Genomic DNA, 15,347 nt, shown 5'->3' on the forward strand with positions numbered 1-15,347 from the left:
ACACGATCGACGGTGCCCGCGCCACGGTCTACAGTTTCGGGTGGAGGCGAAGCGTTGTCCGAGTTCCTGGTCGATGCGGACACCCTGGCGAACGCGCGGTTCGGTACGTCGCAGTTCACCGAAAGTGTGTCCGCGCTGAAGGTGCTGCTGTCGCCGTCGGAGCCGTGGTTCCGGCAGTGGCGGGATGCATATAGGGATGCGTTCGAGGCTCAGCTGAAGTCACATCCGGTGTGGTCGGCGCTCGTCGACAGTGCTTTCGGGCGGAGCTGGGCGGCGGACTTCTTCACCGTTCCGCCGCTCGAGCCGAACCTCGCGCTGGACGACGAGCTGGAGCTCCTATTGGGGCTCTCCGACGACAAGATCCGTGCCGATCTGAGCGTCGTACGTACGCCGCTGCCGGCGATCCTGCTCGACACTGATGGGCTGGCTGCGGAGGCGGCTGAGTTGCTGCGCTGGGTATGGACCGCGACCGTTGAGCCGGACTGGCCGCGGCGGTTGCGGATTCTGCAGGCGGACATCGTGTCGCGGACGGCGCGGCTCAGCGAGCAGGGTTGGTCTGGCGTACTGCGCAGACTTGGACGCGACGTGCGATGGCTCGGTGACGGCCGGCTCCAGGTGGATCGCTGGGACTACCCGGTGACGGACGTGCGGGGCCAGGATCTGATGTTCATCGCCGCACACACCCAGGGGGTGAACGTCAGCTGGCGGCTGCCGGACCGGTTCGCCCTGGCCTATCCCGTGACGGGCGTCCTCGCCACGACGGCCGTGCCGGATGAGCCGCTCGTGCAGCTGCTCGGCCGCAACCGCGCGCGCATCCTGGTCGAGGCGGCCGAACCGGTCAGCACCACATTGCTGGTCGCCACGACCGGTCTGTCACTGGCGACAATCTCCGACCATCTGCGCGTCCTGACCGACGCCGGCCTGCTGGAGCGCCGTCGCTCAGGCCGGTCGGTCCTGTATTGGCAGTCCGACACCGGCCGTCGCATCGCCCGACGATCGGCGTCGGACCGCCCCAAGCGGACATGAGGATCGTGCAGTCGGGCAGCCACCAACCTGCAGCTCGGTCGAGAGCGGCAAAGTCCGAAGCCGGCGAGCTGGCTCGAGATCGTGAAGGCACTCGGCTCGAAGGAAAGGCCTTCTCCGTACGGGTTTCTCGACGTACCGCGGAGTGCCGAAGCGGGCGTCGTCGCTGAGTCCCGGAGCTCGTGGCAGCGCGTCGCCAACGGCGTGCTCCTCAGGGCCTGTGAGGCCAGGAGGCGCCTCTTGGGCCGACAGGGATTCGACGAGGACCGAATCGTTGCCAGTCCACGCGCCTGAGAGGCGTCATGTTGGCAGGCACGCCGCTCATAGGTTGCGGTGGGCGACCGATGACGGGTCCGGATGAAAGGGGCGGCGCGTGTGGTTGGTCCAGATGCGAGCAACGATTGTGGTTGACGGCATCAGCGGGCGCCTTCTTGCGCAAGGCCTTAAGAAGGCTGTGGCGACAGCGAGCGTCTTTGAGAGTCATCGGACACTGGCGCTCAACTTCAGGGCGAGCCGCTCAGCGTCAAGCCTCCGGGACGTCGGACTCCCCTTCAGCGTGTGCCTGGAACGCTGTGGCATGTTCTGGTCGCGGCATCAGGAGATCCTGGTGAGCGGTTGGGTGGGTAGGACGAGGCGCGCTGAATGAGTTCGTGCAGGAGGATCCACGGGCGGGGGCAATCGATCCCTCGAACGGGTCTCACGCAGTTAGCCGGCGAATGCTGTGCCGAGTACTGCTCGCGAGCCTCGACGATGTGGCGGATTTTGACGGAGGGTTCACTCAGTTCGAGCGGTCGTCAGTCGGCAGAACAGTGACGGCCTTCTTCGTGGATGCGAGCTCAGTTGCCGGCCAAAGGCCGGACGGCGCTCGATCCCGAGTCCGCGCACAGTTGTTGCCTGACGCACATCGCACAGACGCTCCCGCGATTGGAGTGGATGAGACGCTCCCGCGTCTTGACGACACCATCGCTTGGTTGCCTTCAGCAATCACCGCTACGAAGAACCGGATCCTCACAATAGTGGAGCGTATCGGAATCCGACTGAATGCAGTTGGTCTGGACATCGAGGCGCTTGTGCGGAAGGTCAAGGACAACGACTACACCATGTGGGCCTGCGGCGCTCATGGAGATGCGTATCCACACGGCATCGAGAATCCCCACGGCCAGGCGTTGCTTGGGACCGTTCGACTCCGGATGGACCGTTGGCGTCCAGCCCTGCAGCAGCTGCTGGAGGGGTCGGGCACAGTACGTCAGTCTGACTTCTCCGCTGCCGCGAGGGTGAAGCCCTGGGCGACCATCAACATCACTCATCTAGGAGATGCAGTCCACTACACGCCGCCGGTAGGCGGAATCGGCGGGAATATGGCACTCGAGGTCGCCCAGCGGCAGTGCCGAGCGCTGATCGGTGACGCCCGTGAGTCGTCGTTGGTCCCCGCGAGGAAAGACTTCGAAGTCGAGTTGGTGAACCGGGGACTCGGGACTATTCGCGGGTTCGCCTCTACACATGGATGTCCATCTCGTGCGATCGTGCGATCCGCGTTGCCGGCGGAGAAATTGGCCGGGTCTGTGGTGACGTGGGGATCCTTCGGTGGGCTGTGTGCAGCAACTAGCCCTAGGGCAAGCGCAGGGAAAACAGACAGCTCTGCGAGGAGGCCCTGAGGATGCGCATATGGATAAACACCAGCACATCGGGGTCCGTATCGGTGAACAGTGCTCGTCGGTGAATGCGAGGTGGCAGAACCCGTGCTGCACGACACAGATGTCCCGGCGGCGACGGACTGCAGAAGCGGTGGAGTCGATTTCCATATCCTGGGGACCTTCGAAATCCGGGTGAATGGCAGGAGCTTGGAGGTCACCTCTCCCAAGCATCGCATCCTCCTCACCATGTTGCTGGTCCATGCCGGGCGGTCGGTCGCCGTCGTCGAGCTAGCGGAGGCGATATGGGGAAACGACGGTCCCGATGATCCGCAGCGTGCTGTCCAGCTCTACATAGCTCGATTGCGAGCCATCATTCGGGTCGCGGCACCGACGATCTCCATCACCACCACTCCGAGTGCATACCGGATGGATGTGGAGGCGGCCAGCGTAGATCTCGGACGCTTCCGCTCTCGCTTGGAGCGTGCTAGACGGGCAGCGGATCATGAAGATTTGGAGCTGGAGTCCTCGCTACTCGGTGAGGCGTTGGCTGAGTGGCGAGGGGCGCCGCTTGCGGATGTGCCATCGGACTTCCTCCAGCGTGAGGTCGTTCCGCTACTTGTCGAGGAGAGGGCCCAGGCACTCGAGCGTTACTTCGACGTCGAGCTCTTACGTGGCAGGCATGCGGAAGTGATCGGGGAGCTCACGTCGCTGACCGCGCACTATCCATTGCGAGAACGCCTCTCGGCGCAGCTGATCCTTGCCCTCTTCCGTGCGGGCAGGCGAGCCGACGCCCTTGAGGCCTATCACGGTGTGAGGCGACGGCTAACCGACGAACTCGGCATCGATCCTGGGGACGAGCTGCAGACCCTGCACGCAGCAGTGCTGACCGGTCGAACGCAGCCGGTCGCCGACATCGGCGGCGCTGCCATTCGTTCAGTACCGGTTCCGCGGCAGCTGCCACCAGATATACCGGCCTTCTCCGGTCGGTCGCGCGAGCTCGCGTTGCTCGACAGCTTCCAGGCTCGAGATACCGGTGGAGTGGCGATCGTGTCTGGCAGCGCAGGCATGGGGAAGACCTCGTTGGTTGCCCATTGGTCGCGTCGGGTCGCCGACCAGTTTCCAGATGGTCAGCTTTGGGTCAACCTGCGAGGCTTCGGCGCTGAGCCTCCACTCCGGCCGAAGTCCGTCTTGAAGCGGCTTCTGCGTGCCCTGGGGCTGCCAGACGACGAGATTCCTGCCGAGTTGGATGATCGGATGGGTTTGTACCGCTCGCTGATGGACGGTCAGCAGATGCTGGTAGTGCTCGACAACGCACGCAGCCCCGAACAGGTCAGGCCCCTGATCCCCGGGTCTGCCAACACGGTCATCGTCACCAGTCGGGATCAGATGATCGGCCTGGTGGCGAAGGAAGGTGCGGCGCTGGTGGAGCTTGGTCTGCCTACCCGTACTGAAGCCGGCCGCATGTTTGCTGACCGCATTGGCGCTGGACGAGTGGTTGCCGAATCTGCTGCGGTCGATGAGATCATCGAGCTCTGCGCGCGGCTGCCGCTCGCGCTCGTGGTCACCGCCGCGCGGGCTGTCGCGAGTCCGGACTTCCCGTTGTCGGCACTGGCAGCGGAGATACGCGCCACGCGGGGGAGTCTCGATGGATTCGCGAGCCTGGATGAGCCGACTGAGGTTCGGGCGGTGTTCTCCTGGTCATACAACGCTCTCAGCGACCAGGCTGCACGTCTCTTCAGGCTGCTAAGCCTTCATCCTGGACCGGACGTTGCATTGAACGCAGCGGCGAGTACGGTCGGCCTTGCTCCGCTCGAAGTCAGGCCGTTGTTGGCCGAGCTCTGCACCTCCCACCTCGTCACCGAACACGTGCCCGGTCGATACGTCTTCCACGACCTGTTGCGTGCGTACGGCGTCGAGTTGGCCGTAGCAGTCGACACCGAGGCGAGTAAACGGAAGGCAATACGCCGACTGCTGGATCACTACCTGGGGACAGCACTCGCCGCAACCGAGCACGTGGAATTGTGGGAACAGGCTCCCTCGCGGCCGGTCGGGACGGGAGTCGTCATCGATCGGTTGGCCGACGCGAAAGATGCCCATGCGTGGTGGGACGCCGAGCACGCTGTTCTGATCGCCGCGATCCGACAGGCTGTCAACGAGGATTTGGCCGAGCATGCCTGGCTGATGTCGTGGGCTGCCAACGAATTCCTCTCTCGTCATGGAGACGAGCGTGACTGGCTCGTAATCGCACGATCAGCGCTGGATCTCGCAACCAGCCGAGGCTCTGAGGCGGACCAAGCCCGTGGGCATCGCGAACTGGCCCGGGCGTATGTCCGGCTCAGCCGCTTCGGCGACGCCGAGATGCATTGCAGACTGGCCTTGCGGCTTTCGGAGCGGGTTGGCGATCAACGCGATCTAGCCCGCACTCACCAGACAATCGGCCACCTGCTCGATGCGCAAGGACGCCACCACGAAGCACTGCTTCAAGCACTGAGGGCCCGGGACCTGTTCGTGACCGTGGGCGACTTCACCGGTGAGGCCCGTGCTCTAAAGTCGATCAGCTGGGCCAATGCGTCGCTTGGTGACTACAAGCAGGCTCCAGACAAAGTGTCGAGGCGCATTGGCGCTTCTGCGTGATCGTGGCGACCGTACAGGTGTGGCCGCCGCCTGGGACAGTATCGGCTAGTCGTACGCGACTTGCCGACTGTCACCTCGCCGCCGGCGACAAGATGGCGGCGAGGAAGGTCTGGGTCGTGGCACTGGAGATCCTGACCGATCTTCGGCATCGGGCTGCGGACGGAGTCCGAACCAAATTGCGCCAACTCGATGGCGCGCACATTCCCGATACCCATCGAGGAGTTGGCGAGGAGCACGAACCAGGTCCACAGGTGCAACCGCCAACTAGCTCCGCCGATGCAGAAGCCCTCTATGTCTGGGACGAACCTTCTGATTCTGCCACGCGTGAGTTGCCGAGAAACTTGGAGGGCTCGGGCGAGCGGGATCTGAGTCAGACGTCCGGAGGACACGCCTTCTCCGGCGAGACAGGCACATGGGTTCGGAGAGGATTCGGAGTCTGCACTGACGGCGGTTGCCAGATTGACGCGTCGGGCTGGAGGTACCTCGACGTAGTGCGCGACCGGATCGTCGGTTTCGACGTGGCAGGTTCGCCCGGGACCGGGCTGAGAGTGGTCGGATCGCTGCATCGGGTGTGCTGCGCCAGACCGGTAGGTCGACCCTGATCACCTGCCAAAGACAAGGCGTGGGCCGGCCAGCATCGACGACGCCGGTGTCCTTGGCCGGTTCGCCGATGTCGCGGTATGCGCCGTAACACAGCCCGGGCGATGTCGAAGTTCAGTTGAGATATGCACATATACCCCTCGTGAACTGGCAGGTGTCGCCGAGACCGAAACAAACCTCAGCGCCGGGTGGTGCTTAGCCACTTGATATCGCCGCCGCGCGACAAGATGAAGTCAAAGTGAAGCCGCGGTAGGCCATCCTTTCGGTATGACGATTTCAACCTGTCTGCTCAGTCGGTCAACTCGCCAGCTTGGAGCGCTTGAGAGGGAGTGGTTCCAGACGACCCCAGCACCGCCGCTCACCCGCGAGCTGCGGGCCGGCACCCGCGAGCTGCGGGCCGGCACCCGCGAGCTGCGGGCCGGCACCCGCGAGCTGCGGGCCGGCACCCGCGAGCTGCGTCTTGCGGAAACGGATGCGACCTGGGTCCACCAGTAGCAGATGCCATCCACCACCCACAGTTGATGCCGTCACCTGGCGAGGTGGGGTTTCGATCTGCTGTTGCCGTTGGTGAATTTCGGGCACTGTGGATTGCGCATGCGCAGTCCCGGCTCGGGGATCAACTCGCCAGAGTGGCGATCTCGATCCTGGTCTTCGAGCGAACCTCATCCGCGGCGCTGACAACTGTTACCTACGCGCTGACATTGTTGCCGCCGTTGATTAGCGCGCCGCTCCTGTCCGGCTTGGCTGATCGCTACTCGCGGCGGGCGGTGATGGTGACGACGGAGATCTGCAGGGCAGTGGTGGTCGGAGTGATGGCGCTACCATGGCTGCCGCTGGTGGCGCTGGCGGCTCTCCTTGTCGTGATCGTGTCACTACAGCCGCTCTATAGCGCCGCGCGAAACGCTGTACTGCCTAACGTGCTTGAGGGAGAGAGCTATGTCACTGGCCTGAGCATCGTGACGATGACTGACAACTTCGTCCAAGTTGGCGGATTCGCAGCCGGTGGCGCACTGGTTGGCATCATCAGGCCGCGCGGCGTGCTCCTTCTCGATGCAGCTACGTTCGCGGTGTCTGCGGCTGTCGTATTTTTTGGTGTGGGGCGGCATCATCCACAATCGGCCGAGTCAACCGAGGCGACGGTCAAGTTGTCGCCGTGGAGTGGTGTGAAGATTCTCTGGACGGACAGGCGGCTGCGATATCTCCTTGGACTCCTTTACAGCTATGGGTTCTACATTGCGCCGGAGGGTCTCGCCTCGCCGTACGCTGCCGAGCTTGGCCTCGGCGCCGTCGCCGTAGGACTATTGATGGCTGCCGACCCCGTGGGGGCGGGGGTTGGATCGTGGCTGATGACTCGGATCAATGCCGATGCCCGCGAGCGCGTGCTTGCACCGCTGGCCGTGCTGTCCGGGGTCCCGCTGCTGGTCAGCTCATTGGTTCCGACTTTGCCGATCGTGCTCGCGATGTGGACTCTGACCGGTTGCTTGGCCTCTTACACATTTATCGCGCAAGCACTGTTTGTGCAGGCAATTCCGGACGATCGGCGTGGTCGTGCGCTCGGGCTCGCCGGGGCCGGCCTGCTCGCGGCGCAAGGCCTAGGCATCGCAATCGCTGGCGCCGTCGCCGATCTGCTCACTCCGTCGGCGGCTGTTGGCGTAATGGGTCTCATTGGGGTGGGCGTTAGCCTGCTAGCCGGGCAGGCGTGGAATCGACACCACAACCGCGGCTTCATACCACCGGCACGCGCCGACCTCGATTGACCGTAGAATCTATTCGATCAGCTCTCTTTCTTCGGCGACCGCCGCGCGTGAAGATTTTCAGACGATTTGCTAGTGATTCGTCGAGTCAACCGGTCGCTGTCCCCTGCTTTCAGGTTCGGTGGGGGTTTGTCGATCCAGGCGGTGGTGGGCAGGGCGGGCGATTCGGGGGTGCTTGCGCACCAGCGTTCTCGGCTCGCTGGTCGGTGTCGGTCGGTATGTCCGCGCGAGCGTCTCGGGCGGCCTGGGCGCATGTGTGTTGGACGTCGACGGGGTGGGATAGCCGATGCCGCAGTTGAGCGGTTGTCGTTGGAGGTGTGGGGCCGGGACTGAGTCTTGGTCATGCCGAGGTCGGCGAATAGGAATGCGACCAGTTCCGAGGCCGTCGAGGAGCCGTTGTCGGCATGCAGGGTCAGCTGATCGGCGTCGATGCCGTGCTTGGTGATCGAGTCAGCGAGCAACTGCTCGGCCAGGACTGCGGACTCGTGTCCCACCACTACACCTGGTTCGGTTCCGCGGCGACGAGGTCAGGCTGACCGGGCCGGGTGCAGCGCCTAGCGGCGCCGCTCACCGACCTCGCCGTGGTCGCGCAGGATCCCTACGTCGTCCAGATCGACGCCATGTACACGGCGGCGTCGAGCAGATCGTGGTAGACAATCGCCCGGCGGCGAAGCCCTGGCCGGCGCACGTTCCGCCGGTGGCGCCCACATGTCTGCGGAAGCTGATGCAGTCACCGTTCGCTCTTACTTACAAGACTTTCCGCTCTACGGACCTACCCTTCCCAGGGTCGGCGTGATGAAGCTGATCTGAATGCTGGGCCTGCAACTCTGCGTTCGAGGCATGAAGCCCCGCGGGTGTCGACGCCTCGCTTGCGTCACGCAGACATCACAGTTGGGAACAGACCCTTGACCAGATCCAGGCACGCGGTCACTTTGGGCGTTGCGTTCGCGATCGTCGCCGCCATGGTGACCGCAGTTGTCAGTGTTGCGCATCACGCCGGGTCGCACCCGAAGCCGCAGCCGGTTGCCGCGGCAGCCGATGCCGTGTCGGCGATGCGGGCGGCTCGGGTGCAGGGTTCGCGTGTCGAGGTGATCAGTGAGCGGCGCGAGTCCAGCGAGACTTACGCGAATCCCGATGGCACGTCATCAGCCGTGATCCACGCCCGTCCGGTGCGGGTGAAGCAGGGCGGCAAGTGGGTCCAGGTCGACACCACCCTCGTGCGTCGTGCCAATGGCACGATCGGTCCGCGAGCCTCGTCGGAGGGCCTGTCGCTGTCGCCCGGCGGTGACCGAGCGCCACTGGTGAGCTTCGGCGGCAAGGGCCAGCGGCTTGCCCTTTCCTGGCCGGGCAAGCTGCCGGCTCCGACTCTGAGAGGGTCGAAGGCCACCTATGTCAACGTGTTGCCAGGCGTTGACCTGGTCATCCGGGCGCTTGCTTCGGGCCACGAGGAAGACATTGTCGTGAAGAACGCGTTGGCCGCGAAGAATCCCGCGCTGGCGAGGATCCGGCTCACGACGCAATCCGATGGCCTGCGGCTGCGGGCGACGCCGGCGGGCGGTCTCGAGACCAGGGACACCAAGGGCGAGGTTGTGAGATCGGCACCGCCACTGGCGATGTGGGACTCCACCAAGTCAGCGCACCGTGCTGTCGCCCGGATCGCCGTCGACGCTGACGCCCTGACCATCGTGCCAGATCGCAAGTTGTTGACCGCACGGTCGACACGGTTCCCCGTCGTGATCGACCCCTTCTGGACTCGTGGCAGGATGCACTGGAACTCAGTGTTCCCGCAGGCCGCCCCCGGGCTGGACCGCAGCCCAGACGGCACCTGGGCACAGGTGGGCCTTTGCTACCCGTCAGCGGCCTGCGCCGGCCTGACCAATGGCTGGTCCTACTTCATGTTCGACACGACGGGCTTCGCGGCGGACGCCATCGTCAAGAACGTCACGATGAACATTACGACGGTCTACGGGCCGAGTTGGACATGCGGCAATTCGGCCTCGAACCGCCCGATCGATCTCTATCGCGCGAGTGGGGGCATCGGGTCTGGCTCGACGATCAACAATCCGTCGGGTAGCAAGCTCAGCACGACGTCCGTGCCGAACGTGAACAATCACAACGGGCCGTGCAACTGGCAGTCGGTCGGCTTCGCGGCCGGCACGAGTGTCACTCTCAACGCGACCTCGACGTACTTTCTCAAAGCCCAGAACGAGGGCGACGGCTTGGCCTGGCGCAAGTTCGACCCGAACAGCGCGAGTCTCACCATCGACTACAACCGTCCCCCACTCATCCCGACCAACTTGACCACCGTTCCGCCGCTGGCCGCGCCGTGTCACAACTGTGGCGGGAAGCGGTACTACGGCAGCACGAGCATCCAGCTGTACGGGTTCATGGCTGACTGGGATGGCGATTCGATCACCCCGACGTGGGACCTGATCGGCGATGCGCTGGGTCCCCGGACCGAGGCGACCCACGCGCCCGGCGACTTCACGTCAGACCCGTTCGATTTGACGGCGGTCGATGGCAAAACCATCACTTGGAAGGCAAGTGGCAGCGACGGCCGTGACCTGAGTCCAACTGCGAGCGGACCAAGTTCGTTCACTGTCGATCTGGTGGGTCTGAGCCTCGCCCCCACGGTGAACAGCGAGCTGTATCGACCAGACAACAGTTGGCACGGTGGAGCAGGCGTGCCAGGAACATTTACCTTCTCGCCCGCCAGCAACACACCCGCGAACCAGCGCGACGTTGATCGCTACCTCTACGGCTGGCAGTCACCTCCAACTACATCAGTCGACGCACCGTCGCTGAACGGTACTGTGGGCGTTGCCCTCGCGCCCCCCGGCGACGGCCCGCAGACCCTGTTCGTGCGTTCGGTCGACCGGGCCGGCCACCTGAGCCCGATCAGTTCGTACCGCTTCTACGCGCGACCGGGCAGTGGACCGGCGGCGCAGTGGTCATTCGAGGGGGACACGAAGGACAGCGCCTACCTCGGCGATCACGACGGGACCTTGCAGGCTCATGCCGCCTTCGGGTCAGGCGCCATTGGGTCGGGGTTATTGCTCGATGGCGCCGTGGGCACCAAGTTCACAGCGCCGAACGCCGTCAACACCGCGGCCAGTTTCACCGTATCCGCGTGGGTGAAGCTTCCCGACCCGCATTGCGTCGACTGTGCCAGAGGTGTCGCGACACAGGACGGGCCGTCTTACGGCGGATTCAACCTGTGGTATCGCCATGACTCAGTGCGCGGCAACCGGTGGGTGTTCAATATGCCAACTGTGGACGACAGTGCCATGCCTGGCGCGTGGTCGACGGACGTCGCACAATTCGACACCTGGACCCATCTGGACGGAGTCTATGACGCGATCGCCGGGCAGCTCCGCCTGTATGTGAACGGCGTCCTGCAAGGCACTCCGGTGCCGCGAGTGGGCACTCCGTGGAACGCGACCGGGCCGGTTGAGATCGGCGCGATCAAGTGGAACGGCATCGAGGACACCGACAGATGGAAAGGCTCGATCGATGAGGTGAAGCTCTATGACCGGGCGCTCTCGGTCGATGAGATTGCCGCTGCTAGCGGCGATAACGGACAAGACGGTGGCCCGAGTCAGGTCGATTACTGGAAGCTCGACCAGGCCAATGGCTCAACGACTCCCAACGAGGTCGGGGCTGACTCGGCTGTCCTGAACGGCACTGCGCGAATCGCCAAACCGGCGATGATGGGCGATGGCTCGCTAATCCTCGATGGCTCGAACGGTGGCTACGCGACGACAAACGCTCCGGAGCTGCACACCAGCCAGAGCTTCACAGTGTCGGCGTGGGTGACGCTCGACAAGTACGACATCCCTAGGGCGGTGCTCAGCCAGGAGGGTCAACTATTCCCCGGCTTCGCGCTATGGTACCGGCCCGAGAACGGCGGCAGGTGGATGTTCGGGATGCCGAAATCGGACACATCCGACCAAGGCACTGACTCGGCTTGGGCGAGTACGCCTGCATCCAAGGATCCCGCTCGCAGGACCCACCTTGTCGGGGTCTATGACGCCACGGCCCGTGTGCTGCGCCTCTACGTCGACGGCGTTCTGGCCGGGACGGCGCAGCGCACGGCTCCCGACTGGGACGCGACTGGCCCGTTCCAGATGGGGCGCTCCAGATGGGGCTCGAACGTTGACCACGATCACTGGTCGGGTTCGATCGATAACATCCGCCTATACGGCCGTGGTTTGACCGATGCTGAGATCCGCGGCCTGGTGGGTCAGGACGGCGTGACCGAGGGAACCTGGCATCTCAACGGGAACGGTGACGACGCCAACGGTCGATTCAACGGAACGGCGCAGGGCGACATGTCATGGACCGCTGGACACTCCGACGTGCCCGACGCGACAGATCTCGCCGCGCAACTCAACGGCACGAACGCTGCGATCTCCGCTCCACACGCGGTCAATTCAGCGGAAGGCTTTTCGGTCACGGCATGGGTCCGGCTGGATCGAACCGGAGCTTGGTCGACGGCTGTGTCGCAGGACAACCCACAGGCGAGTGCCTTCAATCTGCAAGCGACCAACGACGGTCACTGGGCCTTCTTCGTAGAGAACCACGATCAGACCGGAACAGCGCCAGGTGACCGGGTCGTCGGCGGGATCGCGCAGTTGGGAGTATGGACCAGCCTCGTGGGTGTATGGGATGCGCCGCGCAACCAGATCCGGCTTTACGTCAACGGCGTTCTCGCCGGCACGAAGACCCGCAACGGCAGCCCGGATGCCACAGTCAACGGCGCCGGCTCGTTCGTGATCGGGCGGGCCAAGAAGAGCGGTTCCGCTGCCGACTTCTTCCCGGGGGCGGTCGACGACGTGAACGCGTACCGTCGAGTGCTGTTCGGCGACGAGATCACCAAGCTCGTTGGACGCGATCTCAACCTGGTGCATTCGTGGCGCCTGGACGAGTCGAGCGGTACGCATGCGGCGGACGCCACGGGTGCGCGAAGCGGCGCCCTCTCGAGCGGGGTAACACATGTGCCTGGCCGCGTCGGCAACGCTGTTGCCTTCAACGGAGCGAACGGTGTCGTGTCGACGACCGGCCTTGACGCACCGACCGATCAGAGCTTCAGCGTCTCGGCATGGGTGTGGCTGCCATCGTCGGCGATGGATTGCGACCTCGACAACCGCCCATTCTGTAAGCAGGTCGCGGTCAGTCGCGACGGCGTACACAACAGCAAGTTTCGACTCGGCCACGTGGTCGACGACGATAACAGCATCGCGCCGGGCCGCTGGTTCTTCGAGATGCCGAACTCGGACGCTCCTGATGCTTTCGTACTCAAGGCGGCTGTCTCGGCACGATCTACCGACTTCAATCAGTGGGTGCATCTCGTCGGCACATACGACCCGACGGCCGGACGCCTCTGGCTCTATGTGAACGGCACCCGCAAGGGTGATGGCACGATCGATAATCCGTGGAGGGCCACGGCCGGGTTGCAGATCGGCCGCGGGCGCACGGCCGACCAGGACACCGACTACTGGCCGGGCAGCATCGACGATGTCCGGGTGTACACCGGGATGCTCGACTCCGACCGGGTCACCAACCTCTACAACTCCTATAGCGGCAAACGTCCCGGCGCCGGACCGGCGACAGGTGACGAGGCGCACTGGTCGTTCGAAGAGGGCTCTGGCACGACGACGGGCGATGCGACGGCGCACCACCGCGACGCCAGTCTGGGTTCGGGCGCGTCGTGGACGAGCGGGCGAGTCGGCAACAGTGCAACGCGATTCGACGGTACGTCGAATGGCTACGCGGCGACCACTGGGCCAGTGCTCAACACGGCGCCGAGCGCCAGTTGGAGTGCCACGTCATGGGTGTACATGGACCGCTATGGTCCGGGCAATGAGACGATCCTCGCTCAGGACAGCGTGACCGACAGCGCGTTCCGGCTGCAGTACAACGCGGCATTGGGCAAGTGGGCGGCACTCGTGCCGGGCAGTCCGGCGGTTACATCGGTGAGCCCCGCAGCCGCCGACGGCTGGACCCACCTCGGCGTCGTATACGACGCCACCACGCAGCAGCTTCGGTTGTACGTCAACGGCCTGCTGTCCGGAGCGCGTACCGGTGTCGTTCCGCAGACCTCTTCCGGCGCATTCACGATCGGACGGGCCAAGTGCGGTGGAGCCTCATGTGAGTTCGACTCCGGTGTGGTCGACGAGGTGCGCGTGTTCAACCAGTCGTTGGCCGACTCGCAGATTCGCCAGATCCACGACGACGCACCCGCGAGCCTGCTCGACCACTGGCGCTTCGATGACAGCACCGCCCGCTCCTACAGCTGGCGCCGCAATGACGCCACACTGACGGCGTCAGGTACGTCGTTCGGTCCGGGCGTATACGGGCCCGGCGCCTATTACTCGACAGGACTGCAACTCGACGGCACCACCGGCGCCGCGACGGCGCGCTACATAGGCGAGGCGACGACCGACTCCTTCACAGTCTCGGCCTGGGCGATGCTCACCCGCAAGGATCATGTCGCGACAGTGCTCGCCCAGGACGGCACGCGGATGAGCGGGTTCGCCTTGCAGTACAGGCCGAACATCGACCGCTGGACGTTCGGAGGTGCAACACAAGACTCCGACAGTGCAACGTTCACCTACGCGACTTCTGGCGAGCCCGCGGCGCTGGGCACCTGGACGCACCTCACCGGAGTCTATGACGTGACCGCCCGCCAGCTGCGGTTGTACGTCAACGGGTCGCTGGCCGGCATCAAGGATGGCGTGACACTTTGGCGCAGCTCAGGGGTGTTCACCATCGGACGTGACCTCTATCGGGGTGTGCCGAGCGATTTCTTCGGTGGCACGATCGATGAGGTACGCACGCTGACTGGGGCCGCCAACGATGCCGAGATCGCCGAGACTGGAGGTTATCCTGCGGCGCCGTCCGGCTCGATCGGCCGATTCGTCAAGTTGGGCGATCACTACACGGCGGGCACCGATGCACCGCCACGTGCGGGGTACTGGTTCGAGGGCCCGATGGGCATGTCTGCGCCGGCTGGTGCCCCGAATACCCGGGCGCTGTACTCATGCCAGAACGGCACCGACGGGTTCACCTCTGTCGACCCGAACTGCGATGGGAACACGGTGCTCGGTGAGATCGGCTCGATCTACACGGTGGCACCGACGAATCTCCCGACGATCGCGTTGCATCAATGTCAGAGTGGCGGCGATACGTTCGAATCAGCGGACGGAACGATCTGCGAGGGCCTGACCGATCTCGGGCTGCTCGGGTATCTGCCGGCGTACCAGCAATTGGCTCGCTACTACATCAAGTACGGCAACGATCACATCAGTACGACCAACGGGACACCGCCGAGCTACCACTTCGAAGGTTCACAAGGCTGGCTGTCTATGGTTCCGCTCGCCGGCACGCAGCTGCTCGTCAATTGCGTCGACGGCGTTGAGTACTTTCTCTCGCTTGACCCGGCCTGTGCCGGCAACGAGTTCCGCGGCAATGTTGGATACATCTTCACGGGCGCCAGTACGCCGACGGATCCGAACCGCCGGGCGTTGTACCAATGCACGTTGGCCGACGGCGACCGTATGACTTCACTCGACCCAATGTGCGAGGGCGCCCCGATCAAGACGCTGCTCGGCTACGTCCTGGTATCACCACCCGACACGTCACTCGAATGAGTCTGCACTTCAGACGGCGAGGTGCGACTCAGTAGTCGTCGGACCTTGCC

General features: G+C 64.4%; 7 protein-coding genes. All 7 read left to right on the forward strand.

Features of this window, described 5'->3' with window-relative positions; all coding sequences use genetic code 11:
* The first annotated feature begins 54 nt into the window (after positions 1-54).
* The 7 genes from ACGFH6_RS29935 to ACGFH6_RS29965 all read left to right on the forward strand — a co-directional run bounded on the left by ACGFH6_RS29935 (position 55) and on the right by ACGFH6_RS29965 (position 15,297).
* Entirely contained in the window at positions 55-1,026 is a 972-nt protein-coding gene (locus ACGFH6_RS29935; protein ID WP_393390688.1) for an ArsR/SmtB family transcription factor, read from the forward strand.
* 926 nt (positions 1,027-1,952) lie between these two features.
* Entirely contained in the window at positions 1,953-2,678 is a 726-nt protein-coding gene (locus ACGFH6_RS29940; RefSeq protein WP_393390690.1) for a hypothetical protein, read from the forward strand.
* An 84-nt stretch (positions 2,679-2,762) separates the two neighbouring features.
* Complete coding sequence (locus ACGFH6_RS29945) at positions 2,763-5,291, forward strand: BTAD domain-containing putative transcriptional regulator (protein WP_393390692.1); 2,529 nt, start codon at positions 2,763-2,765, stop codon at positions 5,289-5,291.
* Positions 5,292-6,158: 867 nt separating this feature from the next.
* The gene (locus ACGFH6_RS29950) at positions 6,159-6,386 is read left to right on the forward strand and encodes a hypothetical protein (protein ID WP_393390694.1); all 228 of its coding nucleotides are present in this window, start codon (positions 6,159-6,161) and stop codon (positions 6,384-6,386) included.
* Between the two features lie 26 nt (positions 6,387-6,412).
* Positions 6,413-7,648, forward strand: a complete 1,236-nt coding sequence (locus ACGFH6_RS29955) for an MFS transporter (protein WP_393390696.1) — start codon at positions 6,413-6,415, stop codon at positions 7,646-7,648.
* 401 nt (positions 7,649-8,049) lie between these two features.
* A complete protein-coding gene (locus ACGFH6_RS29960; protein WP_393390698.1) occupies positions 8,050-8,181 on the forward strand; it encodes a hypothetical protein in 132 nt (43 codons plus the stop codon).
* A 426-nt stretch (positions 8,182-8,607) separates the two neighbouring features.
* Entirely contained in the window at positions 8,608-15,297 is a 6,690-nt protein-coding gene (locus ACGFH6_RS29965; protein ID WP_393390700.1) for a LamG domain-containing protein, read from the forward strand.
* Positions 15,298-15,347: the final 50 nt, after the last annotated feature.

Source organism: Kribbella sp. NPDC049227, assembly GCF_043197265.1.
Lineage (GTDB): Bacteria > Actinomycetota > Actinomycetes > Propionibacteriales > Kribbellaceae > Kribbella.

Coding starts and splice junctions, on each gene's coding strand:
- ACGFH6_RS29950 (WP_393390694.1), top strand. CDS start 6,159: ATGACGATTTCAACCTGTCTGCTCAGTCGGTCAACTCGCCAGCTTGGA.
- ACGFH6_RS29955 (WP_393390696.1), top strand. CDS start 6,413: ATGCCGTCACCTGGCGAGGTGGGGTTTCGATCTGCTGTTGCCGTTGGT.
- ACGFH6_RS29960 (WP_393390698.1), top strand. CDS start 8,050: ATGCAGGGTCAGCTGATCGGCGTCGATGCCGTGCTTGGTGATCGAGTC.
- ACGFH6_RS29965 (WP_393390700.1), top strand. CDS start 8,608: ATGGTGACCGCAGTTGTCAGTGTTGCGCATCACGCCGGGTCGCACCCG.